At 71.1% G+C, this 26,391-nt stretch carries 28 protein-coding genes; 8 read left to right on the top strand and 20 right to left on the bottom strand.

The window, feature by feature from the left end:
• Positions 1-124 precede the first annotated feature (124 nt).
• From Val02_RS13440 to Val02_RS13420, 5 genes are all read left to right on the top strand, one after another.
• Positions 125-361, top strand: a complete 237-nt coding sequence (locus Val02_RS13440; protein ID WP_203899348.1) for a hypothetical protein — start codon at positions 125-127, stop codon at positions 359-361.
• Positions 358-960 carry a hypothetical protein gene (locus Val02_RS13435; RefSeq protein ID WP_203899347.1) on the top strand — a complete coding sequence of 201 codons (603 nt, stop codon included), beginning with the start codon at positions 358-360 and terminating at the stop codon, positions 958-960. The genes Val02_RS13440 and Val02_RS13435 overlap by 4 nt, the downstream gene beginning before the upstream one ends.
• Positions 957-3,323, top strand: coding sequence for an AAA family ATPase (locus Val02_RS13430; RefSeq protein WP_203899346.1), 2,367 nt, complete (start codon positions 957-959; stop codon positions 3,321-3,323). Before Val02_RS13435 ends, Val02_RS13430 begins: the two co-directional genes overlap by 4 nt.
• A gap of 244 nt (positions 3,324-3,567) precedes the next feature.
• Positions 3,568-3,861, top strand: a complete 294-nt coding sequence (locus tag Val02_RS13425) for a hypothetical protein (protein WP_203899345.1) — start codon at positions 3,568-3,570, stop codon at positions 3,859-3,861.
• 581 nt (positions 3,862-4,442) lie between these two features.
• Positions 4,443-4,856, top strand: a complete 414-nt coding sequence (locus Val02_RS13420; RefSeq protein ID WP_203899344.1) for a hypothetical protein — start codon at positions 4,443-4,445, stop codon at positions 4,854-4,856.
• 39 nt (positions 4,857-4,895) lie between these two features.
• Here the strand turns inward: Val02_RS13420 and Val02_RS13415 are convergent, their stop codons facing one another.
• The gene (locus Val02_RS13415; protein ID WP_203899343.1) at positions 4,896-5,078 is read right to left on the bottom strand and encodes a hypothetical protein; all 183 of its coding nucleotides are present in this window, start codon (positions 5,076-5,078) and stop codon (positions 4,896-4,898) included.
• 672 nt (positions 5,079-5,750) lie between these two features.
• A complete protein-coding gene (locus tag Val02_RS13410) occupies positions 5,751-7,145 on the bottom strand; it encodes a recombinase family protein (protein WP_203899342.1) in 1,395 nt (464 codons plus the stop codon).
• 40 nt (positions 7,146-7,185) lie between these two features.
• Between Val02_RS13410 and Val02_RS13405 the strand changes: the two genes are divergently transcribed.
• The 3 genes from Val02_RS13405 (at position 7,186) to Val02_RS13395 (ending at position 10,142) form a co-directional block, all read left to right on the top strand.
• Positions 7,186-7,569 (top strand): hypothetical protein, encoded by a 384-nt coding sequence (locus tag Val02_RS13405; protein ID WP_203899341.1) that lies wholly within the window; start codon positions 7,186-7,188, stop codon positions 7,567-7,569.
• A gap of 454 nt (positions 7,570-8,023) precedes the next feature.
• Entirely contained in the window at positions 8,024-8,926 is a 903-nt protein-coding gene (locus tag Val02_RS13400) for a tyrosine recombinase XerC (RefSeq protein WP_203899511.1), read from the top strand.
• A 28-nt stretch (positions 8,927-8,954) separates the two neighbouring features.
• Positions 8,955-10,142 (top strand): aminotransferase class V-fold PLP-dependent enzyme, encoded by a 1,188-nt coding sequence (locus Val02_RS13395; protein ID WP_239152835.1) that lies wholly within the window; start codon positions 8,955-8,957, stop codon positions 10,140-10,142.
• A 193-nt stretch (positions 10,143-10,335) separates the two neighbouring features.
• Here Val02_RS13395 and Val02_RS13390 read toward each other — a convergent pair whose 3' ends face one another.
• The 18 genes from Val02_RS13390 to Val02_RS13305 all read right to left on the bottom strand — a co-directional run bounded on the left by Val02_RS13390 (position 10,336) and on the right by Val02_RS13305 (position 26,285).
• Positions 10,336-10,956, bottom strand: a complete 621-nt coding sequence (locus Val02_RS13390) for a murein hydrolase activator EnvC family protein (protein ID WP_203899340.1) — start codon at positions 10,954-10,956, stop codon at positions 10,336-10,338.
• Positions 10,957-11,022: 66 nt separating this feature from the next.
• Positions 11,023-11,343 (bottom strand): DUF2469 domain-containing protein, encoded by a 321-nt coding sequence (locus tag Val02_RS13385; protein ID WP_203899339.1) that lies wholly within the window; start codon positions 11,341-11,343, stop codon positions 11,023-11,025.
• Complete coding sequence (locus Val02_RS13380; protein WP_203899338.1) at positions 11,340-12,083, bottom strand: ribonuclease HII; 744 nt, start codon at positions 12,081-12,083, stop codon at positions 11,340-11,342. Before Val02_RS13380 ends, Val02_RS13385 begins: the two co-directional genes overlap by 4 nt.
• Entirely contained in the window at positions 12,083-12,538 is a 456-nt protein-coding gene (locus Val02_RS13375; protein ID WP_203899337.1) for an NUDIX hydrolase, read from the bottom strand. The genes Val02_RS13380 and Val02_RS13375 overlap by 1 nt, the downstream gene beginning before the upstream one ends.
• 31 nt (positions 12,539-12,569) lie before the next feature.
• Positions 12,570-13,220 (bottom strand): signal peptidase I, encoded by a 651-nt coding sequence (gene lepB, locus Val02_RS13370; protein WP_203899336.1) that lies wholly within the window; start codon positions 13,218-13,220, stop codon positions 12,570-12,572.
• Positions 13,217-14,038: a signal peptidase I gene (lepB, locus tag Val02_RS13365; protein ID WP_203899509.1), complete on the bottom strand. Its 822-nt coding sequence runs from the start codon at positions 14,036-14,038 to the stop codon at positions 13,217-13,219. Before lepB (Val02_RS13365) ends, lepB (Val02_RS13370) begins: the two co-directional genes overlap by 4 nt.
• Positions 14,039-15,290: 1,252 nt before the next feature.
• Positions 15,291-15,647, bottom strand: a complete 357-nt coding sequence (gene rplS, locus Val02_RS13360; protein ID WP_203899335.1) for a 50S ribosomal protein L19 — start codon at positions 15,645-15,647, stop codon at positions 15,291-15,293.
• 82 nt (positions 15,648-15,729) lie between these two features.
• A complete protein-coding gene (gene trmD, locus Val02_RS13355; protein ID WP_203899334.1) occupies positions 15,730-16,485 on the bottom strand; it encodes a tRNA (guanosine(37)-N1)-methyltransferase TrmD in 756 nt (251 codons plus the stop codon).
• The gene (rimM, locus tag Val02_RS13350) at positions 16,482-17,063 is read right to left on the bottom strand and encodes a ribosome maturation factor RimM (protein WP_203899333.1); all 582 of its coding nucleotides are present in this window, start codon (positions 17,061-17,063) and stop codon (positions 16,482-16,484) included. Before rimM ends, trmD begins: the two co-directional genes overlap by 4 nt.
• Positions 17,064-17,069: 6 nt before the next feature.
• The gene (locus Val02_RS13345; protein WP_203899508.1) at positions 17,070-17,297 is read right to left on the bottom strand and encodes an RNA-binding protein; all 228 of its coding nucleotides are present in this window, start codon (positions 17,295-17,297) and stop codon (positions 17,070-17,072) included.
• A gap of 37 nt (positions 17,298-17,334) precedes the next feature.
• Positions 17,335-17,778 (bottom strand): 30S ribosomal protein S16, encoded by a 444-nt coding sequence (gene rpsP, locus Val02_RS13340; protein ID WP_203899332.1) that lies wholly within the window; start codon positions 17,776-17,778, stop codon positions 17,335-17,337.
• Between the two features lie 202 nt (positions 17,779-17,980).
• Positions 17,981-18,631 carry a ribonuclease FAU-1 family protein gene (locus tag Val02_RS13335; RefSeq protein ID WP_203899507.1) on the bottom strand — a complete coding sequence of 217 codons (651 nt, stop codon included), beginning with the start codon at positions 18,629-18,631 and terminating at the stop codon, positions 17,981-17,983.
• A gap of 67 nt (positions 18,632-18,698) precedes the next feature.
• Complete coding sequence (locus tag Val02_RS13330; RefSeq protein ID WP_239152831.1) at positions 18,699-19,541, bottom strand: DUF559 domain-containing protein; 843 nt, start codon at positions 19,539-19,541, stop codon at positions 18,699-18,701.
• A gap of 84 nt (positions 19,542-19,625) precedes the next feature.
• Entirely contained in the window at positions 19,626-20,699 is a 1,074-nt protein-coding gene (locus tag Val02_RS13325; protein ID WP_203899506.1) for an amidohydrolase family protein, read from the bottom strand.
• A 19-nt stretch (positions 20,700-20,718) separates the two neighbouring features.
• Complete coding sequence (gene ffh / locus Val02_RS13320) at positions 20,719-22,284, bottom strand: signal recognition particle protein (protein WP_203899330.1); 1,566 nt, start codon at positions 22,282-22,284, stop codon at positions 20,719-20,721.
• A gap of 18 nt (positions 22,285-22,302) precedes the next feature.
• Positions 22,303-24,522 carry a [protein-PII] uridylyltransferase gene (locus tag Val02_RS13315; RefSeq protein ID WP_203899329.1) on the bottom strand — a complete coding sequence of 740 codons (2,220 nt, stop codon included), beginning with the start codon at positions 24,520-24,522 and terminating at the stop codon, positions 22,303-22,305.
• Between the two features lie 2 nt (positions 24,523-24,524).
• Positions 24,525-24,863: a P-II family nitrogen regulator gene (locus Val02_RS13310; protein WP_203899328.1), complete on the bottom strand. Its 339-nt coding sequence runs from the start codon at positions 24,861-24,863 to the stop codon at positions 24,525-24,527.
• A 24-nt stretch (positions 24,864-24,887) separates the two neighbouring features.
• Entirely contained in the window at positions 24,888-26,285 is a 1,398-nt protein-coding gene (locus tag Val02_RS13305; protein WP_275415569.1) for an ammonium transporter, read from the bottom strand.
• Positions 26,286-26,391 lie beyond the last annotated feature (106 nt).

Raw genomic sequence — 26,391 nt, 5'->3', positions numbered from 1 at the left:
GGTCAGAGGCCTACCGCACGGAACTGGAAGGGCACATCCCGGCGCACGGAACCCGGGCGTTCGACGACAGAGGGCGTCGGGCGGGACGCGGACCTTCATCGTTTCGAGCGAGCAGGAGACTGCCGTGTCCGACGTAGCTACTCAGACTCCCGACAGGCCACGCCCCCGTCGCCGCAACTACTCATCCGAGCAGGCCCGAGCCGCCGCCAGGGCACGCTGGGCGACGAGTGAGAAGCAGCGCACCGACATCGCCATCCAGAAGCTGGTCGATCGCGCGCCGGCACTCACGCCCGAGCAGATCGCGAAGCTGCGCGGCCTGTTCTCCGCTCCCGAGTCCGGGACGGAGGCGAACGGGTCATGAGAGACGAGAAAGCCGCCCCCGGCGAAGAAGGCGGCGATCACGAACTGACTGCAGGTCAGCCCGATTCTACGGGTCGGCGCGCACCTCGCAGTAGTCCGGAAGCCGGGCTGTTCGGGCCCAGCGCGCTGGGCGACCGAGTGTTCCTCGACTCGACCGACGAGTGCCTGCGCGCTCGCCTCACGCCGGCCAGCTACGCCAGCTCGGCTGCGGCATCGGGTCTGCAGCTGTCGGTCGCTCGTCTGCGTCTGTTCGGCTTGGGGGCGCCGTACCTCCTCGAACGCGGCAACGGCCGGTACTGGTTCTCGTGCGCTGTCATCGCGCGCCTGGCCGGCTTCGCGGACAGCGACGGCATGTTCCGTCACACCGGCGTGCCGCGCTCCGAGACTCCTGGTCGCGGATGGCGAGGGCCGAACGACGAGCCGCTGTTCGGTGAACTCGTCTGCCTGCTCTGGGCCGGTGTACGTGGCCCGTGGCGCAAGGAGATCGGTAACCGGTTCGTCGAGGCCGGCTGGTTCGAGCACCGGGGACCGTTCGACGTCGAGCTGCTCGGCCCGCCGCTCGTGCCGCTGGCCGGCAACGACGGGGCGGTGCGGCCATGAGCGCGCCGACGACCGTCCTGCCCAACCTGGCGGAGCTGGAGTGGTTCGTTCGCCTCGTGTATGCCGACGCCCCGCCGTCCTCGATCTTCGGCTACGGGTCACGCGTAATCGGGGAGGTCAGGGGATCGTGGGGCAGCGCGACCTCCCTCGACGCCTACGTGGCGCAGTTACGGGCCTTGGCCGAGTGCCCCGGCCTCGACTCGGTATGGCACCGGAACACGACGCTGCGAGCGCTCCCAGGTGCTGGCGAGCGCGGCAAGTCCGTGCACAGCCTCTCGATTCCATGCCTGAACCTCGACGGCGACATAGCCGGACCGAGGCACAAGCGGGAACCGTTCAACGCCAACGGCGAGCCGCAGGACCCGCTGCCGGCCAGCGCTGACGAGATCCGCGCCCTGTTCGCCGAAACGGGCCTGCCCGAGCCGTCCTACTGGGTCGACAGCGGCGGCGGTCTGAACCCGTACTGGCTGCCCGACAAGCCGATCCCGCTGGCGACACCCGAGGAACTGGCGTACGGCACCAAGTTCGCCGGACGCTGGCATGCCGTCGCGCACCACGTGTGGCAGAAGAACCGGCGCCACCTCGACACGACGAGGGATCTCGCGCGGGTGATGCGCGTGCCGGGGTCCGTGAACCGCAAGTGCGTCCAGGAAGGGGTGCAGGAGGCGCTATGTCGTGTTGTCGGGGGCGGCGGACGCAAGTACACCTACCAGGAGTTGGAGGACGCGCTGACGGCGGCCGAGGCGCGTTGGAACATCACGGGCGGGCGGCCGTTCGCCTACATCCCCAGTCAGGCGAGCAGCGGCGGCACTGCTCTCCCCTGGCTGACCCCGCCGACGTCGCCACCGACGGCTGGCGGTGTACCTGCGGCACCGGTGGCGGCGGACGGGTCGCCATTGCCGGCTCCGCCCGGCCTACCCGCCATTCCACTGGTGGAAGACGCTGAGCGGCGTTTCACGATGGCGGAGGCCGAGGCTTTCTGCGCCCCGACGCTGGAGAAGCTGGCGAACAGCCGACATGGACACGGTCGCAACAACCTTCTGAACGACGCGGCGTGCGTGATGCGGCGCTTCCGAGGCAGCCACTGGACGGACGAGCAGATCGTCGAGCGGCTGATGGGCCTCGCCCAGCAGTGCGGCACCCTAGCCGACAAGGGCGAGGAGCAGTGCTTGGCGACGATCCGTTCCGGACTAAGCACGCCCGCTGACTGGATGGCGACACGAGTTCCCGACGCGCCCCCTGCGACGGCGCCCGGGATACCGCAGCAGTGGACACCCGGACCACAGGTCGATCCTGTCGACGCGCTGATGGCGAAGATGCTCGACAGGGATGCGCTGGATCATGTCCCGCTGCCGAAGCACCTGATCCGAGACGTTCTCGCGCTTGAGTCGGAATGCTGGTGCATCGGGGTGCCGGGTGGCTTCAAGTCGTTCGTTGCCCTCGACTGGGCGTGCCACATAGCCACCGGCCTCGACTGGCGCGGCAAACCGGTCCATCGGGGCCGCGTGGTGTACGTCGCGGCTGAAGGGCGTCGGGGTTTGCCGCTTCGGGTGAAGGCGTGGGAGGCGACCTACGGGCGGCGGGTCGAGGACGTGCGCTTCCTGCCCGAGCCCGTTCAGGCCGGCGACCCGAGCGCCTGGTCCGTACTGATCGAGGCGTGCCGACGACTTATGCCGGTGCTGATCGTGCTCGACACGCAGGCGCGCATCACTGTCGGCCTGGAAGAGAGCAGCGCGACGGCGATGGGCCTGTTCGTAGAAGCGGTGCGCAAGCTCAAAGAGGCGACCGGCGCCTGTGTGCTGGTCGTCCACCACATAGGGCGTAACGGCGAGGATGCCCGCGGATCGTCGGCCCTCGACGGTGCACAGGACACCGAGATCCGTGTGGACCGGCCGACCAAGAAAAAAGAGCGGTCGGCGCTGACGGCCACGATCAGCATGGACAAGCAGAAGGACGACGACGAGACGACGAGGTTCCCGATCCAACTGGACGTCGTCGACCTCGGCACCGACCCGGATACCGGTCGTCCGCTGTCGTCGCTGGCGCTTCGGCCGTGGAACCCGTTCGTCGACCCGACGCCGGTCCACACGCCGGACTTCGTGGCGAACCTGGCCACAGCCCAGCACGACGCCCTGACCGCTCTCCTTGATCACGGGGACGAAGCAGACGGTGCTACGAGGACGGAACTGCGCGCATGGATCAATGAAAGACGCAAGGAAGTCGACCAGAAGCCCATCCCGAAGGGCACCTTGGCGTCAGCGCTCGTCAAGCTGATCGACAACGGCCTCGTGGAGAAGCTATCCCTGAATCGCGTGATGGCGACCGACCTCGCCCGGCAGTGGACACGGCCGAAGTCGTCGTGAACGGGCGGCCAGGTGAACGAAGTTCCATGATCAAGTTCGTTCGGCCCTGCTTGACGTACGAAGCGAACGAAGTGCGCACGAACTTGATCATGGCTTTGACCTGCGGTTATACGACGTGAACGAAGCCGAACGAAACGAACGAAACGAACGAACGAAGTGGCCTTCTAAGGAAGGCCACGAACGTCGTACGAACACCGACCAGCACCCCCTCTGGCCGCTCAACGAGCAACGAAATGAGGCCGACGTGAGCAACCGGCGACGCCCGAAGATGACGCCCGCGCAGCGCCTGGCCGCCAAGCGTGCCGTGCGCTGCCCCGACTGCCGTTCCGACGTCGAGCTGCGTGGCCGGCGTGTCGAGGTGCGGCACGACGACGGCTGCCCGGCGCTGGCAATACTGGCCGGCCGTGGACTGACGGACAGCGCCATGATCGTGTCGCGGAACGGCTCCACGGCGTCCGTACGCCTCGGCCAGATCGGCGGCATACCCGCCATAGGGATCCTCGGCGCGACGCCGTACGAGCGCCTGTACGACGGCTGACGCCGACGGAGGCGTAGGACTCCCTCCGTCGACAAAGAATCGCGATCCGTTGCATCGGCGCAGGTCATCGTCATGTTTCCGGCGTCGGCGCCTAGACGTACGTGTGACAGGAGCAGAGGTGTTCGGACCCGACTTCGAGCGATTCGTGCGCGACCGCAACCACAGGCTCGGCATCTTCAAGCAGACCTGCTCAGGCGGGTCGGCTCGGTGCGCCGGCTGGTTCTGGCCGTACACCTACCGGCGCGTCACCGCCGACCGGTGCCACTCGTGCCGACGCGCTGAGCGCAATCGCAAGGAGGCCGAGCGGCAGGCTCGCAAGCGCGTCGAGAACCGCGCCGCCCGTCTGGCCGACGCCGCCCCCTGCTCGGTGTGCGGCGGCCCGCTGTGGCCCGATGGGGCGCCGACAACACGCGTTCGCTCCGACCGCCGGACGTGCTCGGCCAGGTGCCGCAAGGCGGCCAGCAGGACGAGATTGTGATGCCGCGCGGCGTGGTGCGGTTCAGGCGTTCGACGCCGAGCACGACGCGCTCGCCTTACCGTCGAGGGAGATCAACGCCGCCGATGGGCAGGAGGCGAACGCCGTGAACCCGACCCCTGAACTCCCCGACGGCAAGCTCGACTTATCAAAGCCCGTGATCCTGGTCGACTGGCTGCGTGCCAACCTCGGACGGACGGGCGCCGGACCGCTCGCGCACGTCTACCGGATCGGCCGAAATCTCGTCCTCGCACAGCCCGAGGCAAGCCGGTGGGACAGCGCCGAAGAAGTGCCGAGCACGTTCCGACCGCCGCCCGTCAAGCTGACGAACGACCTGTTCGCCGTGACGATCGAACAGCACTGGTCTTGCGTCAGGCGGGTAGGTCAGAAATGGGAGCGCGCGCAGTTCCCCATGAACAACACGTTCGGTCGGGTTCGCGCGGACTTCAGCCTCTGCCCGAACTTGCGCGAGTACCGGGAGGCGTTTCCGCCTGAACGCCCGGACGGCTGGGATGAGTAGGCGCCCGGGGCCGGTCGTGCACCCCGGGCGGGTCGAGCGTCAGGGCCCGGCGAGGAACGTCAGCGCGGCAAGGCCGACGCCGACGATCCCGAGGAGCGTCCCGCCGAACCATGCGGCGGCGACCGCCAAGCTCTGGCCGAGAGCGAGCGCCACACCGGCCGCGATCACGGCGGAGATCAGCGCGAAGAGGAACAAGAAAAGGAACTGCGTACTGCGGCTCACGTCGCCGCCTCCCAAACGGGCGACGGCACAGTGCGGTTAGGCAAGGGCGTCTCCTTTGACGCACTCGATGCCGAACCTGATCCGGAGTCACGGCTTCACTTTCTTGCGCGAAAGCAAGTCACCTAGCTACCGTCGGAGCGATCTGCCGACGTGCCAGCGTCAGCAGATCGGAACCCTGGACTCAGGTTCGGCGTTCAACCTTCGGAATGGGGCGGACCTGATCAGGTCCGCCCTGTTTACTCTCAGCTCCTGGATCACAGGCGCCACGCGGGACCCTAGCCGTAGATGTGACTCCGTGCAACGGTGGCAAGCCACCCAACGATCCAGAACGCGTGTTCGAATTCGCTCTCCTATGCGAGAGCTGGCAAGGACTTCTACGGCTCCAACCCGCGCTGGACGGCTCTGGACAGCAGGCAAAATTGCCGCTGCGGAAGTAACCACGAGTAATCAACTTCCGCTTGTACAACTGGCCCCAGATGGCTACGAGAACAAGTCGCTGGTCAAGCCACAACAGGCCCCGTCGGGGCCGCTCTAGAGCGGCATGATCGCTGGTGACGCTCGGTATCTCCTGATCAAGGAACGATCAGGCTCCAAGCTGAACACGAGGCCATCCGCCCGTCGTCGCTAGCGGGCTCATACTGACGGGTAACTGTCGGCCTGAGGTGAGGCACCTCACGTCCACTCGATCCGTACTCGATCTTCGACGGGCCCGTGGTTCGCGCGTGTCGCCCGCTCCACCCTGACCGCCATGAGCGCCTGCACCGCCATCCGACGTCCCGCGAGTGACAGCCCATCCCACCACTGACGCGGCCGCCCGACGTCGAGCGCGGCCAGCTCCGGATGCACCGGTACCGGCTTGGCCTGACGCTCCGCCTCGGCGATCTTCGGCGCCAGCTCCGACTCGACCCGCGCCAGCATGCCCGGCGTGAGCCGTCCAGCCGCCGCCTCCGCCACGAACCCGTCGAGCCGGGACCGCAGCTTGGCCAGCTCTTCCGCCGCCTCCACGGCGCGCTCAGCGGCTTCGTTTCCCCGCGTGAAGATCCCGGCCGCGTCGGGCCGCGACACGCGCTCGATGACCAGCCTCTCGATGAACGACTCAAGGCTCTCGACGCGAATCGACACGCAGTACCCCGACGAGCAGACGTACGCCTGGTAGGTACGGATCCGCTTCACCCGCATCCGCCCGTCGCAGATGCCGCACCTGGCCGCGCCGGTCAGCATGTGCTTGATCGACGGGTCGCGCACCGTCTTGCGGCGCGGGTCGGTGAGCAGCGCCGTCAGCCGGTCGAAGTCGTCCTGCTTCAGGATGGCCGGCCACAGCGCTTCGCCCATCACCTTGCCCTGGTGCACGCGCTTGCCGACGTAGGCCGGGTTCAGCAGCACGCGCCGCACCTCGTTGGACGTCCACACCGAGCCGCCCGGCGACACGACCTCCCGGGCGTTGAGATCGGCGACGATCCGCTTCAGCGACTCGCCGGCCAGCACGCGTCGCCCGAGTTCGACCACGACCGGTGCCTGCAGTGGGTCGGGGAACTGCTCGACGAACTGCCCCCGGTCGTCGTACCGGCGCCCGTACCCGTACAGCAGCTTGCCGTGTGGCCGGCCACGGGCGGCGTTGCCACGCACCGCGCGCAGGATCCGTTCGCTCGTCTTGCCGGACTCGTGTTCGGCGTCCACGCCGTCATCCTGCAGTGAGCGCATGTCCCGGGCCCGTCGAGGGTCGTATGTACGCCCGTGCGTGACGACGTGGACGTGCATGCCCTGATCGCGAACCAGGTCGAGCAGCGCCGCCCACTCGGCCAGGCGGCGCGAGCCACGCGAGGACTCCCACAGCAGCAGCACGTCGGCCTCGCCCGCTTCGAGGTAGGCGAGCATGTCGGCGAAGCCGGGGCGCTTCTTGCGCGCGTAGCGGCTGGCCGACCTGTCGTTGTCGACGAACGCCGCGTTCTCCGCGACCGTCCAGCGTTCGCGTTCGGCGACGGCGCGACACTCCGCCTCCTGCTCGCCGACAGAGCGCCCCTGACGCTCATCGTCGCTGCTCACGCGGCTGTAGATCGCTGCTCTCATGATCGGAAGGTAGCCCCTCTAAGCAAACTTCGGAAGCGCCATGTCGGTCGGCTGCCACGAGGAACTGCGCCGCGAGTACACCCGCGCGGTCGCCACGGCACAGGACGTCCTGGAGGAGGTGGGCCGGATCGGCGACGACCTCGCTCCCGTGGATCTCGGCCAGGAACGCCCGCACGACGCCCTCGACCCGGTCAGCGCGCAGGTGCTGGAGGGCGTGCTGCCACGCAGGGCGCGCGACGCCGAGGAGGTGGCCGCCGCGGCCGGCGTCAGCGGGCGGGCCGCCCGCAGGGCGCTGCCGCTGCTGGTAGCGACGGGCTTCGTGGTGGCGGCCGGCGACGGGTACCGGCTCGCGCAGACGCCGCGCGCGACGATGCCGCCGGCGGACCGCACGAACGGGCCGGATCACGCCCCGGATCCGCCATGAGCGGGCTCGCCCGCCTTCGGGCCTCCCGTGGCAGGAGTGGCCTCGGGTAGCCCGTGAGCCGGCCGGATCCGGCGGCGCCCGGGACCTCCCGTCCGGACCGTCGGATCCGGCCCCGGGCCGCCCTCCCACTCGGTGACACGGGCCGAGCGATCAGGCCTCGGATCCGGCCCCGGGCCGCCGTCCGACTCGGTGACACGGGCCGAGCGGTCGAGCCGAGTGGAGCCGCGCCGCCGCGGGACCGCAGTCACGCACGGCCGCCGAAAAGCCGGCGGCGCCCGCCGAGGGCCGGCGGGCGCCGCCCCTGAACCGCCCGCCCGCCGCTTCGCCACGCGACCTGTTCCCCGCCACGGGTCCGGCGACGGCGGGCGGGCCCTAGGGTCTCGCCGTTACGGTGTGAGCCGTGGGGCAGCGTCGGCACAGCACGCAGGAGACCCGGGACGGGTTGCCGGACGGGATGCGCCGGGCGGTGGAGGCGTTCGAGGAGCATCTGGGGGCCGAACGCAACCGCTCCGCCAACACCGTGCGGGCCTACGTCGGCGATGTGGTGGCGCTGCTGGATCACGCCGTGCGCATGGGGTGCGCCGGACCGTCCGATGTGGACCTGACGGTCCTGCGGAGCTGGTTGGCGCGGGTGCGCACCGCCGGGGCCGCGCGCACCACGTTGGCGCGGCGGGCCGCCGCGGCGCGGACGTTCAGCACGTGGGCGTACCGGTCGGGGCTGGTGCCGCAGGACGTCGGGCAGCGGCTCGCCAGCCCGAAGCCGCATCGGGACCTGCCGCAGGTGCTGCGCGCCGACCAGACCGTCGGCCTCATCGACGCCACCGCCGCACCCGCCGAGGACGAGACCGGGCGGGCCACCCGGCTGCGCGACCGGCTCGTGCTGGAACTCCTCTACGCCACCGGCATCCGCGTGGCCGAACTGTGCGGCCTCGACCTGGACGACGTCGACCGTGGGCGTCGGGTCGTGCGGGTGCTCGGCAAGGGCGCGAAGGAGCGCAGCGTGCCCTATGGCGTTCCGGCGGAGGAGGCGCTCGACGCGTGGCTGTGCGACGGACGGCCGGTCCTCGCCGGCACGGGCGCGCCGAGGGCGTTGCTGCTGGGCACCAAGGGCGGACGGCTGCATCCGACCCTCGTGCGGCGGCTCGTCGCGGAGTACTCGCGGGCCGCGGGCCTGCCGCACACCACGCCGCACGGGCTGCGCCACGCGGCCGCCACGCACCTGTTGGAGGGCGGCGCCGACCTGCGCAGCGTTCAGGAACTGCTGGGGCACTCGTCGCTGTCGAGCACCCAGATCTACACGCACGTCTCGATCGAACGGCTACGGGCCGCGTACCGCCAGGCGCACCCCCGGGCATGAACGGCCGATTCGTGCCTACGATCACGGTGTGCCCCAGGCCAAACCGCCGGATCCGATTCCGGGTGCCCGCCTCCTGTTCAGCCTCGACCCGGGTGTCAGTCACCTGAACCACGGCTCGTTCGGCGCCGTTCCGGTCCCGGTGCAGCGGGCCCAGCAGCGGCTGCGGGACGAGATGGACGCCAACCCGATGCGCTTCTTCACCGCCGGGCTGCACGAACGGGTCGCACACGCCCGGCGGCATCTGGCGGCGTTTCTGCGGACGGACTCCGACGGCACCGAACCCGAGGGCAGCGCACTCGTCGCCAACGCCACCACGGCGGCGTCGATCGTGCTGGACACGCTGCGCCTGAAGCCCGGCGACGAGATCGTCAGCACCGATCACGGCTACGGGGCCGTCTCGATGGCGATCGCGCGTTCGTGCCGGGAGTCCGGGGCGGTCAGCCGGGTGGTGCCGGTGCCGCTGGTGTCGCGCGACGAGGACGTCGTGGACGCCGTCAGGGCGGCCGTCACGAGCCGCACCCGACTGGTGATCATCGACCAGATCACGTCGCCGACGGCCCGGGTGCTTCCCGTCCGGGCGTTGATCAAGGCGCTGCGCGGCACGGGCGTGGCGGTGTTCGTCGACGCGGCACACGCTCCGGGCAGCGTGGACGCCGTGCCGGGGGCCGACTTCTGGGTCGGCAACCTGCACAAGTGGGCCTTTGCGCCGCGCGGCACGGCCCTGCTGTCCGTCGCCGAGCGCTGGCGCGGGCGGATCCGGGTGCCGGTCGTCTCCTGGGAGGACGGCACCGGCTTCCCGGGCGCGCTGGAGGGCATCGCCACCACGGACTACACGGGCTGGCTCGCCGCGCCCGTCGGCCTGTTCGTGCTGCGGACGCTGGGCGTGGCGGCGGTCCGCCGGCACAATGCCGACCTCGCGGCGTACGGGCAGCAGGTGGTCGGTGCGGCCCTCGGGCTCGACCCGGGCGCGCTGCCGGAGCCGGGCGGCGACGACCCGATCCCGATGCGCATCGTGCCGCTGCCGGCGCGCACGTGCCCCGACTACGAGGCGACGGTCGCCCTGCGGCAGCGGATCTCCGACGAGCTCCTCGCCGAGGTGGCGATCAACTTCTGGAACGGTCGTGGCTACCTGCGCCTGTCGGGCCAGGTCTACAACCGGGCCGAGGAGTACGAGCGGCTCGCCGAACGCCTCCCCGCCCTCCTCCGCCACATGTAGCTCCATATACGCGCGTCCGCCGTGGGCGCGACCGCTCGCTCCCGCGCGCCCCGCTCCGGGCCGGTCCGCCTGCGGCGTGACCGGCCGCTCCGCTGCCGGGTCCGAGTTCGCAAGTACTGGGGCCTTACGCGGGTCATCGATGCCGTTTGACCTGCGCAAGTCCCCATCACTTGCGCCGGTTACCCCTGGCGGGTTACGCGGCCACCCGTCGCAGTGGCAGCAGGCGGACGCGGGCCGTGCCGAACAGGGCGAGCGGGTCCAGATAAACGTCGCCGCGCCGTAGCCCCCAGTGCAGGCACGCCTCGACGGGACACCCCTCATGGCCGGCCAGGAGCGTCCCCAGCGGCGCGCCGGCCTCGACCGCCTGCCCGGCCACAACGGTCACCACCAGCGGCTGATAGGTCGTGCGCAGCCCGCCCGGATGCTCGACGCTCACCACCCCGACCCCCGCGACGTTGCCGGCGAAGGTCACGGTCCCCGCACCGGCGGCCCGCACCACCGCGCCCGGCGCGCCGGCCAGGTCGGCCCCGCGGTGCCCCGGCAGCCACGGCTCGGGCGGCGGCGCGAACGGCCGCACCACCGTCGGGGTCCCGTCGAGCGGCCACCGGAAGGCTCCGCCGGGCCCTCGCCGGAAGGAGACCGAAGCGGCCGGATCAGCAGCAGGGAGGGGCGCCGTTTCCGGCGCCCCTCCCGAGGCCGACGTGTGCGACACCGGAACGGCCACGGCCGTCCCGACCGGAGACGCGCGACCCGTGTGCGTGAGCCCCGGTAGTTCCACCAAAATCAAGAGCGACAGAACGATGAGAAGGCGCATACGACGAGCCTCGCGGCCCGACGGACGCCGCGGCAAGAAGCACTTGCCGCCTGTGGATAACTCCGGCTACGAGCCGAAGCCGCTGTCCGGCAGCGCGATCTCCGGCTTCTCCAGCTCCTCCACGTTGACGTCCTTGAACGTCATGACGCGAACGTTCTTGACGAACCGCGCGGGGCGGTACATGTCCCAGACCCAGGCGTCGTGCATCTCGACCTCGAAGTACACCTCGCCGTCGGAGTTGCGCACGTGGAGGTCCACCCTGTTCGCCAGGTAGAACCGGCGCTCGGTCTCGACCACGTACGCGAACTGGCGGACGATGTCGCGGTACTCCCGGTAGAGCTGGAGCTCCATCTCGGTCTCGTACTTCTCGAGATCCTCTGCGCTCATGCTTGCCCGCCCTCCATGCCGACATTGTCCCCCAGCGCGAGCGGGGAACGCGCGGCCACGCCGGAGACAGCCACGGTACCTCCCCCGGACGCGTCGCCGAGCGCCGCCGCCACGTTCGCGTACGAGTACCGGTGAACGGGGCTGGGGCCGTGCGACCGCAGCGCGGCCTGGTGATCCGGAGTGCTGTATCCCTTGTGTTCCGCGAACCCATACTCCGGATAGCGTTCGTGCAGGTCAACCATGATGCGGTCGCGGGTGACCTTCGCGACGATACTGGCGGCCGCCACGCACGCGGCGACCCGGTCACCTTTCCAGACGGCCAGCCCCGGCGCGGACAGCCCGTCCACCCCGAACCCGTCCGTCAGCACGTACTGCGGCGACACGGCCAGGGAGGCGAGCGCCCGGCGCATGCCGGCCAGGTTGCACACGTGCAGGCCCCGGCCGTCGACCTCACCGGGCTCGATGATCACCACGGACCACGCGACGGCGCGGGCGACCACCTCGTCGTAGAGGCGTTCGCGGGTGGCGGCGCTCAGCAGCTTGGAGTCGGTCAGGCCGGCGATCTCGCCGCGCTTGCCCTCCGGCAGGATCGCCGCGCCGACCACGAGCGGCCCCGCACACGCGCCGCGGCCGGCCTCGTCGGCCCCGGCGACGATCCGGAAGCCGCGCCGCTGCAGGGCCCTCTCGAGGGCGTACAGGCCGGCGTCGCGCTGCACGATCGTGCGGGGCGGGGCGAACATCAGCCGACCCCCAACCGGTCCAGCAGGTCCGGCAGGTCACGCGGGTAGATCGGCTCCGGCGCGGTGCGCAGCTCGGCGGTCGTCCACCAGCGGTGCATGTCGACGCTGGCGTGCTCGACCTCGCCGGCGCCGCTGTGGTCGACCTCCCACGACGGCACCCGCAGCAGGAAGAACGTCTGCTCCTGCCGGTAGCGCCGCCCGTTGAACGAGAACTCCGACACGTCCTCGAAGACGGGCTCACCGAGCGCGGCCGGCTCGACCCGCAGGCCTGTCTCCTCGGCCAACTCCCGCGCGGCGGTCTCGGGCAGGGTCTCGGACGCCTGGGCGCCACCGCCGGCGGTCAACCAGAACCGGACCTCGGGATGGGCCGGGTCGCAGCCTCGGAACATCAGCACCCGTTGGGTCTCGTCGACCACGAGCACCCGGGCGGCCCGGCGCGCGATGACATCAGACATGGCGCGCCAAGCGTACGCACCGCCGCACCGTCTACTGCTTGGCGGGGGCGGGAACCTTGTCGAACTGCTCCGGCACGCTCAGCCATCCGGCGCGCCCCAGTGGCCAGAACACGACGAACGCCCGGCCGACGATGGCGTCCTCGGGGATCGTGGAGCCGTTGATGTCGCGGGAGCGCACGTAGCGTTCGCGGGAGTCGCTGGAGTGCGAACGGTGGTCGCCCATCATCCAGTAGCGCCCGGCCGGCACGACGATGTCGAACGGCTGCTCGCTCGCCAGGTCCGGCGTGCCGTCGGAATCCTTGTAGATGTACGGCTCGTCCAGGGCATAGCCGTTGATCATCAGCCGCTGGTTGGAGTCGCAGCAGACGATGCGGTCGCCCGGGATGCCGATGACGCGCTTGATGAAGTCCTCGTCCTCGGCGCCGCTGCGCCAGTTGGCCGGGGCCTCGAAGACGATGATCTCCCCGCGCTGCGGCTCACGGAACGCATAGACCAGCTTGTTGACGAGCACCCGGTCGTTGATGTTGAGCGTGTGCTCCATCGACTCGGACGGGATGTAGAAAGTCTGGAGCACGAAGGCCCGGACCACGACGGCCACCACGATGGCCACGACCAACAAAATCGGCAGTTCCTTCCAGAAGCTGCCGCGCTTGCCGGTCGTCTCGCCCTGCTCGTCAATCACTCCAAGAGCGTACGCGGCCGCAGCGAGCGACGCCGTCGGGAACGCGCCGACGCGTGCAAAGAGGCCACAAACGGACCCGTGAGGGCGAACGCGTCAGGGAGATACGCATTGGCGGGTATCGGCATCAGCTCGCCGATCGCGTTCGTTTTGGGCTGTTTAGCCAGTTGTTCCGGAACGGGCAGCCCGTTCCACCGGTCGCTCGGCCACACGATGACGAAGGCGCGACCGATGACGTTGGCGATGGGGACCGGCCCCTGGCAACGGGAGTCCTGCGAGACCCGGCGATGATCGCCCATGACGAAGATCTCGCCCGGCCCCACGGTCACCGGCGCGAACGTCCGCGAGCCGCACTGACCCGCCACCGCCGGCACGTCGCGCGGCGAGTTGCGCTCCTCCGGCAGGTAGGCGGACTCGTCCAGCGGCACCGAGTTGACCGTCACGTTGCCGCCGATGTCGCAGCACGCCACGGTGTCGCCGGGCAGCCCGATGACCCGCTTGATGAAGTCCTTCTCCCCGGGCTGGCCGAAGCCGACCAGTTCGCCGACGGTGCGGCTCATCCGCGCGATGAAACCGTCGGACTGGGGCGCCCGTTCCTCGCTGGCCCACGTGTCGGGGCCGCGGAAGACGACGACCTCGCCCCGGGTGGGTTCGCGCACGTCGTAGACGATCTTGTTGACGAGCACCCGGTCGTTGATCAGGAGCGTCGTCTCCATCGAACTGGACGGGATGAAGAACGCCTGCAACAGGAACGTCCGGATCAGCACCGCCAGGCAGAACGCCACGATCAGCAGCAGCGGCAGCTCCTGCCAGAGCGGCATGGCCTTGCGCCGCTTGCCGCGCCGCCGGAAGCGCGGCGACGTCTCGTCGGACTCCTGCTCGGCGGCCGGGCGACGGCCCGTCGCGCGGCCGCTCGGTGGCCGGTCCCGGTCCTCCGGGTCGGAGAAGGAGCGGTAGCGGCTCGACGAGTCCGCGGGCAGGGCGCGGTAGCCGCGGCCGTCGGTGCGGTCGCCCGGTCGCTGTCGGGAGGACTGCTTCTCGTCCGGGTCGATGGGGAGCGGGAGCCGCGCCCTGCCGTACCCGTTGGTGGATTCGGGGGAACGCGGCCAGCCGTCGGCCGGCTCGCGTCCGGAGCGCGTGGACCACGGATCGGCGGAGCCGCGGCCGCGCCTGCCGGTGGTCGTCTCGCCGGGCACCCGCCCGATGCCCCGGCCGTCGGTGGAGCCCGGGTCGATGCCTCGTGGGATGCCGCTGACGGGCTCGTCCGGCACACGCCCGATACCGCGCCCGTTGGTGGCGTCGCGCCCGGCGCCGCGCGGGATACCGCTGACCGGCGCCCCCGGCGTGCGGCCGATGCCGCGCCCATCGGTCGCGTCGCGGCCGATACCCCGGCCGTTGATGGCATCGCGGCCGAGCCCCCGGCCGTTGGTGGATCCCGGGTCGGCACCGCGCGGGATTCCACTGACCGGTGCGCCCGGCGTCCGGCCGATACCGCGGCCGTTGGTGGACCCGGGGTCAACAGGCCGCTGCCCGTACCCGTTGGTCGCGCCGGGCTCCGCGCCGCGCGGGATACCGCTGACCGGTGCGCCGGACGTGCGGCCGATACCCCGGCCGTTGGTCGCGTCGGGCGGCACCCGCCCCGCGCCGCGGCCGTTGGTCAGCCCGGGATCGACGGGCCGCTGCCCGTACCCGTTGGTCTGCTCACGGCTCCGGCCGCTCCACGGCTCCCGGTCCACCGGAGCCGGCCGCCCGCCGCGCGGGTCCCGCCGTCCGCGGTCGTATCTGCCGCGGGCGGGCTCCTCGTCGAGGTACTCCTCTTCGGGGGAACGACCATGGCGACGGCCGTTCCCGTGGGAACGACCGTTGCCGTTTGCCGATGGAGCCTGACCGATGTCCCACTCCGCGGAGGGGATCGGCGGAGGCGGTGCTGCCGCGGGGCGCCTCGGCCGGCCACGCCGACGAGGCGGATAACCGCCGCTGCGCTCGACCGAATCTCCGTCCATTGACGGGAAGCCTAGCGCCAAGCGCGGGTTACAGCCTCATAACGGAGGCCGGAACCTTCTCAGCCACAGCTCAGCTGTACTGCTTCTCGCGCTTTTCCTTGATCTTGGCGGCCTTACCGCGCAGCTCACGAAGGTAGTAGAGCTTTGCGCGGCGCACGTCGCCACGGGTGACAACCTCGATCTTGTCGACCGCGGGGCTGTTGATCGGGTAGGTCCGCTCGACACCGACACCGAAGCTGATCTTGCGAACGGTGAAGGTCTCGCGCAGCCCGTCGCCGTGCCGGCGGATCACCACGCCCTGGAACACCTGCACGCGGGACCGGCTGCCCTCGACGATGCGGACGTGCACCTTGAGCGTGTCTCCGGCGCGGAAGGCCGGAATGTCGGTCCGCTTCGACGCGGCGTCGAGTGCGTCCAGGGTGTTCATCGCTTGCTACCTCGCGACTGCATGGCACGCTGTTGGCGCGCGGTGAGAAAGTTCGGAAGCGCCGGCCGAGCCGGCAACCTCCCTACTCTGCCACAGCCGACCCGGGAAGGCGAAATCCGGCCTCGTTCAGCACGTCGAGGTCGCGCTTGTCCAGATCGGCCGCCGCCAGCAGGTCAGGACGCCGCTCCGCGGTACGCAGCACCGCCTGCGCGCGCCGCCATCTGGCGATCCGCCCGTGGTCACCCGAACGCAGGATCTCCGGCACGGGCTGCTCCCGCCACACCGCCGGCTTCGTGTACATGGGCGCCTCCAGCAGGCCGCCCGTGTGCGACTCCTCCACCAGCGAGTCGGCGTTGCCCAGCACGCCGGGCAGCAGCCGGGTGATCGCCTCCACGATGACCAGCACGGCGACCTCGCCGCCGAAGAGCACGTAGTCGCCGAGGGAGACCTCGCGGACGTTCATGCGGGTGGCGGCGTGATCGAGCACACGCTGGTCGATGCCCTCGTACCGGCCGGGCGCGAAGATCAGGTGCGGCAGGTCGGCGAGTTCGTGCGCGACCCGCTGCGTGAACGGCTCCCCCGCCGGCGTCGGCACGATCAGCGTCGACTCCGGCGTGGCCACCTGGTCGAGCGCCCGGCCCCACGGTTCGGGGCGCATGACCATGCCGGGGCCGCCGCCGTACGGCGTGTCGTCGACGGTGCGGTGCACGTCGTTCGTCCAGGTGCGCAGGTCGTGCACCTGGAGTTCGAGGATGCCGAGCCCGCGCGCCTTGCCGATCAGCGACAGTTCGAGCGGCGCGAGGTACTCGGGAAAGATCGAAACGACGTCGACTCTCACAGGTCGAAGAGCCCGTCCGGCGGGGTCACCACCACGCGGCCGGCCGGCACGTCCACGGTGGGCACGATCGCCTTGACGAACGGCACCAGGCCCGTGCTCCCGTCGGGCCGGCGCAGCACGAGCAGGTCCGACGCGGGCGCGTGGTCGATCCGGACGACCTCGCCGAGCTTCTCGCCCGCGGCGTCGACCGCCGTCAGGCCGATCAACTGGTGGTCGTGGTACTCCTCCGGGTCCTCCGGAGCGGGCACGTCCGCGCTGTCCACGCAGAGCACGACGCGTCGCAGCGCCTCGGCCAGTTCGCGGTCGTGGATGCCGTCGAACTGCACGATGAGCCGGCCCTGGTGCGCCTTGGCCCACTCGATCGTGAGGGTCGGCGGCGGCTTCCACGCGCCTGCGGGCAGGTCGCCGGGAGCCGGCCTGGCATGGGTGCCGCGTGCGCCGGACAGCACGCCGCCCGGGTCGGTGACCAGCACCGACCCGGGCGCGAAGCGCTGCGCCGGCTCGTCCGTCCGGACGTCCACCACGACCTCGCCCCGGACGCCGTGCGGCCGGACGATCTCACCGACGATCAGGAGCATCGACGGTCAGTACGAGTCCATGATGTCGACCCGGACGCCACGCCCGCCGATCGACCCCACCACCTGCCGCAGTGCCTTGGCGGTACGCCCGCCGCGGCCGATCACGGTGCCGAGGTCCTCGGGGTGCACACGCACCTCGAGGCGGGCCCCACGGCGCGAGTCGACCATGCGCACCCGGACGTCGTCGGGATTGTCGACGATGCCCTTGACCAGGTGCTCCAGGGCGGGACGCAGGAGGTCGGACTTCTCCGAACGCCGTGCGGCGCCCGCGTCAGCTCGCCGCGTCTGCGCCGGCACCGGCGGGTTCCTCGGCCTTCGCGGTCTTCTTCGGCTCGGCCTTCTTGGGCTCCGCCTTCTTGGTGTCCTCGACGCCGGCGGCAGCCTTCGCCTCGGCCTCGTAGACAGCCGTGCGGTCGACCGCGGCGGCCTTGACCTTGAGCGGCTCCGTCGGGGCCGGGAGGCCCTTGAACTTCTGCCAGTCACCGGTCTTGGAAAGGATCGCCACGACCGGCTCGCTCGGCTGGGCACCGACGCTCAGCCAGTGCTGAACGCGGTCCGAGTTGACCTCGATGCGCGACGGCTCTTCCTTGGGGTGGTAGAGCCCGATCTCCTCGATCGCGCGCCCGTCCCGCTTGGTGCGGGAGTCGGCGACGACGATGCGGTACTGCGGGTTGCGGATCTTGCCCATCCGCAGAAGCCGGATACGTACGGCCACGGTGTGCTGCTCCTACGTCAATTGAGGTCGAGTGGAATGGGCCGCACGTGGGGCTTGCGCGGCGAGGTCCGCTCGTGGGTTGGTCGAACGCCCGGGTTAGAGGGCGCGGGCGCCCGCCGGATACCAGCAAGCCATTCTGCCAGATCCCCCACCGCGACCGCGAACTCACCCCGTCACAACGAGGCGGGCGGGCCGCGGCGGACTACCGGCCGGCTTTCGGGCGGTCCCACCCCTCGGGAACGGCGGGCACGAGTTCCCACGCCGGATCGGGCCGGAAGTCGCACCAGGTGCCGTCGAACGGGAACGTCCCGCTCTCGATCGCCGGGACGACCCGCCGCCCCTCGGCCCACACCGACTCCGGGTGCGGGACCCAGTAGTGATCGGGGAAGCCGAGGCGTTCGGCCAGCTCGTCCTCGTCCTTCCACTCCCAGTGGCGGTTGGGCCAGACCCAGATGTCCAGGTCGAAGTCCGTGAGGTCGAGGCCGGCGACGTCGCCGTCGTCCCAGCGTTCACTGGGGGACTCGAGGTTGACGTACCAGGCCGCGAACTGCTGTCCGGGCCCGAACAGCCACCAGACGGAGTGCGCGCCGTCGGGCGGCACGAGCTTGAGGATGTCGGGCCCGCGGTGAACGTCCATGACGATCCGCTTCTCGACCCGGATCCAGTCGGCGAACGACATGTCCCGCAGCCCGGCGCCGTCGGCCGCCAGTTCGCGGATGACCGGGGTCCCGTGCGGCATCCACAACAGGAGCCCACGCTCGTCGTCGGAGACAACTCGGACAACCGGCGCGAACACCAACTTGTCGCGCGCGAAATGCCGGTGCAGCAACACCCTGCCTGCTGCGAACCGCACCCCTCCCACGCCGCTCATGCTAGTCACGTCCGTACCACCGGTTACCGATGAACATCAACTCGCGCGATCATGGTGCTTCCGTGACCGTTCGCAATCGCGCACGGACCAGGGCCACGACACCGGCCGGATCACGGTAGATGTCGCCGGGGCCGAACCGGAGCACCTCCCAGCCGGCCGCGCGCAGTGCGTTCTGGCGGCGCAGGTCCACCTGGTACCGGCGGGCGTCCCGGTGGTGCGCGCCCTCGTACTCGATACCGAGCCGCTGTTCGGGGTAGGCCAGGTCCAGCCGGGCGACGAATCGGCCCGCGCCGTCGTACACCACGTGCTGGGTCACCGGGCGGGGCAGTCCGGCGAGCACCAGCACCAGCCGGGTGCGCGACTCCATCGGCGACTCCGCTCCCGCGTCGGCGAGTTCCAGCACCGGAGCCACCCGCGCGGCACCCGGCCACCGCCGCCGATCGGCCGCGTAGTCGGCGACCTCGCCCACGCCCACCAGCCCGGTGTGCAGCAGCGCGTCGACCCGCACCACCGCCTCTGTCAGAGACCCCCGGCGCGCCAGGTCGAACGCGGTGCGCACCGCGCTGGTCACCGGCACGCCCCGCACGGGAGACACGTCGCCGCGCACGAACGCCGACCGCACCACCACGAGCCGCGCCCGCGCGCGCAGGTGCGTCCGGCCGGGGACCGACACCTCCACGGGCTGCGCGTCGGCGACCAGGTCCACCCCGTGCAGCAGCGCGGCGGAGAGCCCACTGATCGCGCCCCGCCCGCGGAGGAACAGCGCCGCCGCCCGGCACAGCAACTGGTGATCCAGTGGGACCCCGGACGCCACGTACACGTCCGGAAAGAGCCGCACGAAGCGCGTTCCGGCCAGCTGGCGCCGGGTCAGCAACCCGCGCGTGACCGCCACACCGCCACGAAAGGGACCGTCCACCGGTCGAGCCCAGCAAAGCGCGGCGGTGGCAACCAGGCCCTGTTGTCAGCTGTGGATAACTCAGCCGCGGAACGCGTGGCCGCGCAGCACGATCACCCGCGGCGCCTGCAACACCCGCAGGTCCTCGCGCGGATCGGATCCGTAGACGACCAGGTCGGCGAGCCCACCCTCCACGAGACCGGGGAACCCGAGCCACTCCCGGGCCCCCCACGACCCGGCCTTCAGGACGTCGAACGCCGACATCCCGGCGGCGTGCAGCCGCAGCATCTCCTGGGCCGCGAGCCCGTGCGTGATCCCGCCGCCGGCGTCGGTACCCACGTAGATCGGCACGCCCGCCTCGTACGCGGCCCGCACGACCGCGGGGAAGCCCGCCTGCAGTGCGCGCATGTGCGCCGCGTACCCCGGGAACTTCCCGTCGGCCTGCGCCGCGATCGACGAGAACGTCTCCACGTTGATCATCGTCGGGACGAGCGCGGTGCCGTTGAGGGCCATCGCGTCGACGTCGTCCGGCGAGAGCCCGGTGCCGTGCTCGACCGAGTCGACACCGGCCCGCACCAGCGCCGCGACGGATTCCTCGCCGAACGCGTGCACCGCCACCCGTGCACCGGCCGCGTGCGCCACGGCGACGGCACGGGCCATCTGCAGCGGCCCCCACGAGGGCGCCAGGTCGCCGGCCCCGCGTTCGATCCAGTCGCCGACGAGTTTGACCCAGCCGTTGCCGGCGGCGGCCTGCCTACGCACCTCGGCGTCCAGCTCATCGCCGTCCACCTCGACGGCGATGCCGCGCAGGTACCGCTTGGGGGCGGCGATGTGCTGCCCGGCCCGGGCCAGCCGGGGCACCCGCGGGTCGTCGTCCAGCTCCGGATACGGGTAGGGCGACCCGGCGTCCCGGATCGCCAGAACGCCCGCCTCCCGGTCCAGGTCGGCGAGCGCACGCGCCTCGTCCAGCGACGAGATCGCGCCGCTGCCCAGCGGCAGTCCGATGTGGCAGTGCGCGTCGACCAGCCCCGGCAGGATGTAGCCCCGGTCGGCGACGGTCACCGCGCCCGGCACCGGCTCCAGGGTCACCCGGTCGCCGACCAGCCACAGGTCGCGCACCTCGCCGTCGGGCAGCAGCACGCCTCGGACGTGCAGAGGCGGACCAGGGCGTGTCCTAGCGGCCGTCACGGTCCCGCCGCTGGAGCCGCGAGAAGTCCAGGTTGGGCAGCTTGAACCCGGGCGGCAGGCCCTGGCCCGAGGCGGGGTCGAGGCCCGGCGGGAGCTGCGGCATCTGCGGCATCTGCTGCGGCTGCGGAGCCTGACGCTCGGCGTCCCGGCGCCCCGGGTGGCCGCCGCTGCCCCGCCCGCCCTTGCGCTTGTTCTTGGGCGACTTGGTGGCCTTGCGCCCGCGCCCGCCGCCCATCCCGGGCAGGCCCATCATGCCGCTCATCTGCTTCATCATCTTCTGCGCCTCGGTGAACCGGTTGAGCAGCTGGTTCACGTCGGTGACGGTGGTGCCGGAGCCGTTGGCGATCCGGACCCGCCGCGAGGCGTTGATGATCTTCGGGGTGGTGCGCTCGGCCGGCGTCATCGAGCGGATGATCGCCGCGACCTTGTCGAAGTGCTTGTCGTCGACGTCGTTGAGCTGGTCCTTCATCTGGCCCATCCCGGGCAGCATGCCCAGGACGTTGGCGATGGGGCCCATCCGCCGCACGGCGACGAGCTGCTCCAGGAAGTCCTCCAGCGTGAAGCTCTCGCCGCCCATGAGCTTGGCGGCCATGCGCTCCTTCTGGTCCTCGTCGAAGGCCCGTTCGGCCTGCTCGATGAGGGTGAGCATGTCGCCCATGTCGAGGATGCGCGACGCCATCCGGTCCGGGTGGAAGACGTCGAAGTCCTCCAGCTTCTCGCCGGTGGAGGCGAACATGATCGGCTGTCCGGTGACCTCCCGGACCGAGAGCGCCGCACCGCCGCGCGCGTCACCGTCCAGTTTGGAGAGAACGACACCCGTGATGCCGACCCCGTCGCGGAACGCCTCGGCGGTCGACACCGCGTCCTGACCGATCATCGCGTCGATCACGAACAGCGTCTCGTCCGGCCGGACGGCGTCGCGGATGTCGGCGGCCTGCTGCATCATCTCCTGGTCGATGCCGAGCCGGCCGGCGGTGTCGACGATGACGATGTCCCGCATCTGACGCCGGGCGTGCTCGATCGAGTCCCGCGCGACCCGAACGGGGTCACCGACGCCGCTGCCGGGCTCCGGCGCGTACACCTCGACCCCGGCCCGCCCGCCGAGCACCTGCAGCTGCCCGACCGCGTTGGGCCGCTGGAGGTCGCAGGCGACGAGGAGCGGCTGGTGCCCCTGCTCCTTGAGCCACTTCGCGAGCTTGCCGGCGAGCGTGGTCTTACCGGCACCCTGCAGGCCGGCCAGCATGATCACCGTCGGCGGCGTCTTGGCGAACTCCAGCCGCCGCGCCTCGCCGCCGAGGATCGCGATCAGTTCCTCATGAACGATCTTGATGATCTGCTGGGCGGGGTTGAGCGCCTTCGACACCTCGGCGGTGCGGGCCCGTTCCTTGACCTTGAAGATGAAGGCCTTGACGACGGGCAGCGCCACGTCTGCCTCGAGCAACGCCAACCGGATCTCGCGCGCGGTGGCGTCGATGTCGGCGTCGGACAGCTTGCCCTTGCCGCGCAGCTTCGTGAAGATGCCGGAGAGGCGGTCGCTCAGGGTGTCAAACACTGTACGAGGGTACCTGGCCTACGTGCCCTCCCGCCCCGGCAGGGACGCCAGGACGGCCTTCTCGATGGCGTTGCGGCGCGCGGGGTCGTCCCACTCGCCCTCCAGGTAGAACGCGTCGACCACGTCGGCGCCGAGCGTGGAGATCCGGGCGGCCCGCACGTCGGCGCCCGCCTCCTCCAGCGCGCTCGCCACCCGGAACAGCAGCCCGGAGGAGTCCGTGGCGCGCAGTTCCAGAACGGCCGCGTCGGTCGCCGGGTGCCACATCAGCCGGGGCGCCGCGCCGCCGCTCGGCGGGCCGCCCCGCCGGGCGAGCTTGTGCGCGACGGGCAGCTCGCCCAGGACCGCACGGCGCAGGTCGGCGGCGAGCGCCTCGAGATCCGTCCCGCCCCCGAACCGGGGCTGCACCGCGCACGAGACGTAGGCGAGCCTGTCCACAGTGGACGTGTCGGCGGTCATCACGTCGAGGCGGTGCAGCGCGAGGGTGCCGGCCACGGCCGCCAGGAGTCCGCGCCGGTCCTCGGCCGTCACGGTGACCCGTTCCTCCGTGACCCGGACCGCGGGCAACGGCCCCTCCGGTTTCGGCGGCGCGGCGGTGGGCGGCTCGGGCGCCTGACCGGATAGGGCGGCGCTCACCCGACGGGCGAGGTCGGCGACGAGCCGCCCCTTCCACGCGGACCAGGCCGCCGGCCCGGTCGCGGCGGCGTCGGCGCGCGCGAGCGCGTACAGCAGTTCCAGCGTGGTGGTGTCCCGAACGGCCTCGGCGACGGCGTCCACGGTCACCGGGTCGTCGAGGTCGCGGCGGGTGGCCGTGTCGGGCAGCAGGAGATGCTGGCGCACCACGCGGGTGACGATCTCGACGTCGGCCTCGGGCAGGCCCACCCGCCGCGCCACGCTCGCCGCGATCGGCGCGCCGACCACGCTGTGGTCGCCGGGCAGCCCCTTGCCGATGTCGTGCAGCAGCCCGCACAGCACCAGCAGGTCGGGACGGGAGACCTCGCGGGCGTAGGTCGCCGCCGCCGCGGCCGTCTCCACCAGGTGCCGGTCGATGGTGAACCGGTGCACCGGATTGTGCTGCGGCGCGCTGCGGATCCGGGCCCACTCGGGCAGCCAGCCGGTGACGAGCCCGTAGCGGTCGCACGCCTCCCAGATCGGCACGAGCCCCGCACCGGCGCCGAGCAGCGCGAACAGCGCGTAGCGCGCCCCGGCCGACCACGGCTGCTCCGGCGGCGGCGCGTAGCTGGCGAGCCATTCGAGGGTGGGCCGCGCGATCGGGCGTCCCGCGCGGGCGGCCGCGGCGGCCACGCGCAGCGCGAGCGCGGGGTCCGGCCGGGCGCTCACGGCGGTGCGGGCCAGCACGGCCTCGCCGTCCTGTTCGATCACGTCGCGCGCGAGCGGTCGGCGCGTGCCGGAGCCGCCGCTCGCGGTGAGCCAACGGTTCACGGCGCGCCACGCGTCGTCGCAGGCGTGCGCGACCGTGCGGGCGGAGTCGGTGATGCGGCGCAGGAGCGCGTCGCCGTCGGGCAGTTCGACGAGGTGGGCGACCTCGGCGCGGTCCTGCGCCATGAGCCGGTCGCCGCGCCGCCCGCGCGTGAGGTGCAGGGCGTCGCGCACGTCGAGCAGGAAGTTGAGGGCCGCGTGCACGGCCGGGCGGGTCCCGTTGGTCAGGCCGGTGTAGCCGAGTGCGCGCAGCACGCTGACGTCGCGCAGCCCGCCGCGGGCCTCCTTGAGGTCGCCTTCGAGCAGGAACGCCAGTTCGCCGTGGCGTTCCCAGCGCTGCTCGGTGAGCTCGCGCAGAGCGGGCAAGGCCGTGCGGGCGGTGCGCCGCCAGCGGGTCACGACGGCGTCGTGGAGCTTCTTCGCGAGGACCGCGTCGCCGGCGAGCAGCCGCGCGTCGAGCAGTCCCATGAACGCCTTGACGTCGGAGTCGACCACCTCCAGCGCCTCGTCGACGGTGCGCGCGGAGTGGTCGAGCTTGAACTTGGCGTCCCAGATCGGGTACCAGATCGACGCCGGGTCGACGGCCGACCCCTCGGCGGTGACGAGCACGAGGTCGAGATCGCTGTACGGCGCGAACTCCCCTCGCCCGAGCCCGCCGACGGCGACCAATGCGGCGCCCGGCTCCGACGACGGGAAGAGGCCGGCGAGCCACACGTACAGGGCGGCGGCGCGTTCGGCACGCGCCGCGGCGCCCACCCCCGAGGCAAGCTCAGGAGCGGGCGCCGCAGATGTGGTCTCCACGCCTACAGGGCGTCCAGGCCGCGTTCACCGGTCCGGACCCGGACGACGTCGTCGACCGACGTGACCCAGACCTTCCCGTCACCGATCTTGCCGGTCCGCGCGGCGGTGACGATGGAGTCGACCACCTTCTCCACGTCGAGCTCGTCGGTGACGATCTCGACCCGGATCTTCGGCACGAACTCCACCGTGTACTCGGCGCCCCGGTAGACCTCCGTGTGGCCCTTCTGGCGCCCGTACCCCTGCACCTCGCTCACGGTCAGGCCGCTCACTCCGAGCGACGACAGGGCCTCCTTCACGGCGTCGAGCTGGTAGGGCTTGATCACCGCGGTCACGAGCTTCATGGCCATCCCCTCCATTCCCCGACGTTACCGAGTTGCCTGCTGCGCCACGGGGGCGCCGTCCGATTCCGCCGCCACCGGCGCGCCGCCCGCGGGGGCGATCCCGGCGAGGGCGAACGCGCCACCGGCGCCGCTGCCGCTCGCGGTCGACAGGTCGTAGCCGCTCTCGGCGTGCTCCGCCAGGTCGATGCCCTCGACCTCGGCCTCGGTGGAGGCGCGGAACCCGATCGTCTTGTTGATCAGGAAGCCGAGGCCCAGCGCGACCGCGAACGAGAAGACCGTGACGATGCCGCTGCCGGCCGCCTGGCGACCCAGCTGCGTGATGCCACCACCGGCGAACAGGCCGTCGGAGGCGCCCACCACGTCGCTGATGTAGGCGTTGAGCGAGCTGTCGGCGAACAGGCCCAGCCACAGCGAGCCGATCCATCCACCGACGAAGTGCACACCGACCACGTCGAGCGAGTCGTCGTAGCCGAGCTTGTACTTGAGGCTGACGGCCAGTGCGCAGAGCACACCGGCGACGAGGCCCAGCAGCACGGCCGACCAGGGGGCGATGAAGCCACAGGCCGGGGTGATGGCGACCAGGCCGGCGATGGCACCGGAGGAGGCACCGACCAGGGTCGGCTTCTTGTCCCGGATCCACTCGACGATGATCCAGCCGAGAACCGCCGCGGCGGTGGCCACCTGGGTGTTGATGAACGCCAGGCCGGTGACCGAGTCGACGGTCAGCTCGGAACCGGCGTTGAAGCCGAACCAGCCGAACCAGAGCAGCCCCGCGCCGAGCGCGACGAACGGCACGTTGTGCGGCTTGAACACCTCACGCGGCCACCCGGCACGCTTGCCGAGCACGATCGCGAGGGCCAGGGCCGCCGCACCGGCGTTGATGTGCACCGCCGTTCCACCGGCGAAGTCGAGCACGTGCAGCTTGGCGCCGACGAAGCCGCCACCCCACACCCAGTGCGCGACCGGGAAGTACACGATCGTGGCCCAGCCGACCATGAAGACCAGCCAGCCGGCGAACTTCGCGCGGTCGGAGATCGCGCCGCTGATCAGAGCGACCGTGATGATGGCGAAAACCATCTGGAAAACCATGAACACGTAGGTCGGAACGCCGATGCCGTTGGGCAGGTCCTCGGTCACGCCCCACACGTCGGTCTCGGACAGGAATGTCTTGGTGCCGAGGTAGTCCCCGATATTGCCGACCAGACCGCCCGCCGTGTCGGTGCCGAACGCCATCGAGAAGCCGTAGAACAGCCACAGGATGGACACGACGCCGATGGCCGAGAAGCTCATCATCATCATGTTGAGCACGCCCTTGGACCTGTTCAGTCCTCCGTAGAACAGGGCGAGGCCGGGGGTCATGAGCAGTACGAGAGCGCTCGAGACCAGCAACCAAGCGGTATTGCCGGTGTCGATTTCAGGCACGCTGGCCTCCTTGGGTGTGAGAGTCCCTCCTCCCAACCCACGTCGGCTGCACTGCTGCGTAGGTCGGAATGCGCGCAGCTTGCCGGGGCGCTGTTTCACACCCGGC

The sequence above is a fragment of the Virgisporangium aliadipatigenens genome, assembly GCF_016863615.1.
Taxonomy (GTDB): Bacteria; Actinomycetota; Actinomycetes; order Mycobacteriales; family Micromonosporaceae; genus Virgisporangium; species Virgisporangium aliadipatigenens.
Note: the sequence above shows the minus strand (reverse complement) of the source record. Positions and strands in the feature narration are given on the sequence as shown.

What these genes read in the sequence shown, in the direction of transcription:
- Val02_RS13400 (WP_203899511.1), top strand. Translation starts at nt 8,024, where the DNA reads ATGCGCCGGGCGGTGGAGGCGTTCGAGGAGCATCTGGGGGCCGAACGC.
- Val02_RS13380 (WP_203899338.1), bottom strand. Translation starts at nt 12,083, where the DNA reads ATGTTCGCCCCGCCCCGCACGATCGTGCAGCGCGACGCCGGCCTGTAC.
- lepB (WP_203899509.1), bottom strand. Translation starts at nt 14,038, where the DNA reads ATGCCGCTCTGGCAGGAGCTGCCGCTGCTGCTGATCGTGGCGTTCTGC.
- Val02_RS13390 (WP_203899340.1), bottom strand. Translation starts at nt 10,956, where the DNA reads ATGCGCCTTCTCATCGTTCTGTCGCTCTTGATTTTGGTGGAACTACCG.
- Val02_RS13385 (WP_203899339.1), bottom strand. Translation starts at nt 11,343, where the DNA reads ATGAGCGCAGAGGATCTCGAGAAGTACGAGACCGAGATGGAGCTCCAG.
- rplS (WP_203899335.1), bottom strand. Translation starts at nt 15,647, where the DNA reads ATGAACACCCTGGACGCACTCGACGCCGCGTCGAAGCGGACCGACATT.
- Val02_RS13410 (WP_203899342.1), bottom strand. Translation starts at nt 7,145, where the DNA reads ATGAGAGCAGCGATCTACAGCCGCGTGAGCAGCGACGATGAGCGTCAG.
- rimM (WP_203899333.1), bottom strand. Translation starts at nt 17,063, where the DNA reads ATGCTCCTGATCGTCGGTGAGATCGTCCGGCCGCACGGCGTCCGGGGC.
- Val02_RS13430 (WP_203899346.1), top strand. Translation starts at nt 957, where the DNA reads ATGAGCGCGCCGACGACCGTCCTGCCCAACCTGGCGGAGCTGGAGTGG.
- Val02_RS13405 (WP_203899341.1), top strand. Translation starts at nt 7,186, where the DNA reads ATGTCGGTCGGCTGCCACGAGGAACTGCGCCGCGAGTACACCCGCGCG.
- Val02_RS13435 (WP_203899347.1), top strand. Translation starts at nt 358, where the DNA reads ATGAGAGACGAGAAAGCCGCCCCCGGCGAAGAAGGCGGCGATCACGAA.
- Val02_RS13375 (WP_203899337.1), bottom strand. Translation starts at nt 12,538, where the DNA reads ATGTCTGATGTCATCGCGCGCCGGGCCGCCCGGGTGCTCGTGGTCGAC.
- Val02_RS13310 (WP_203899328.1), bottom strand. Translation starts at nt 24,863, where the DNA reads ATGAAGCTCGTGACCGCGGTGATCAAGCCCTACCAGCTCGACGCCGTG.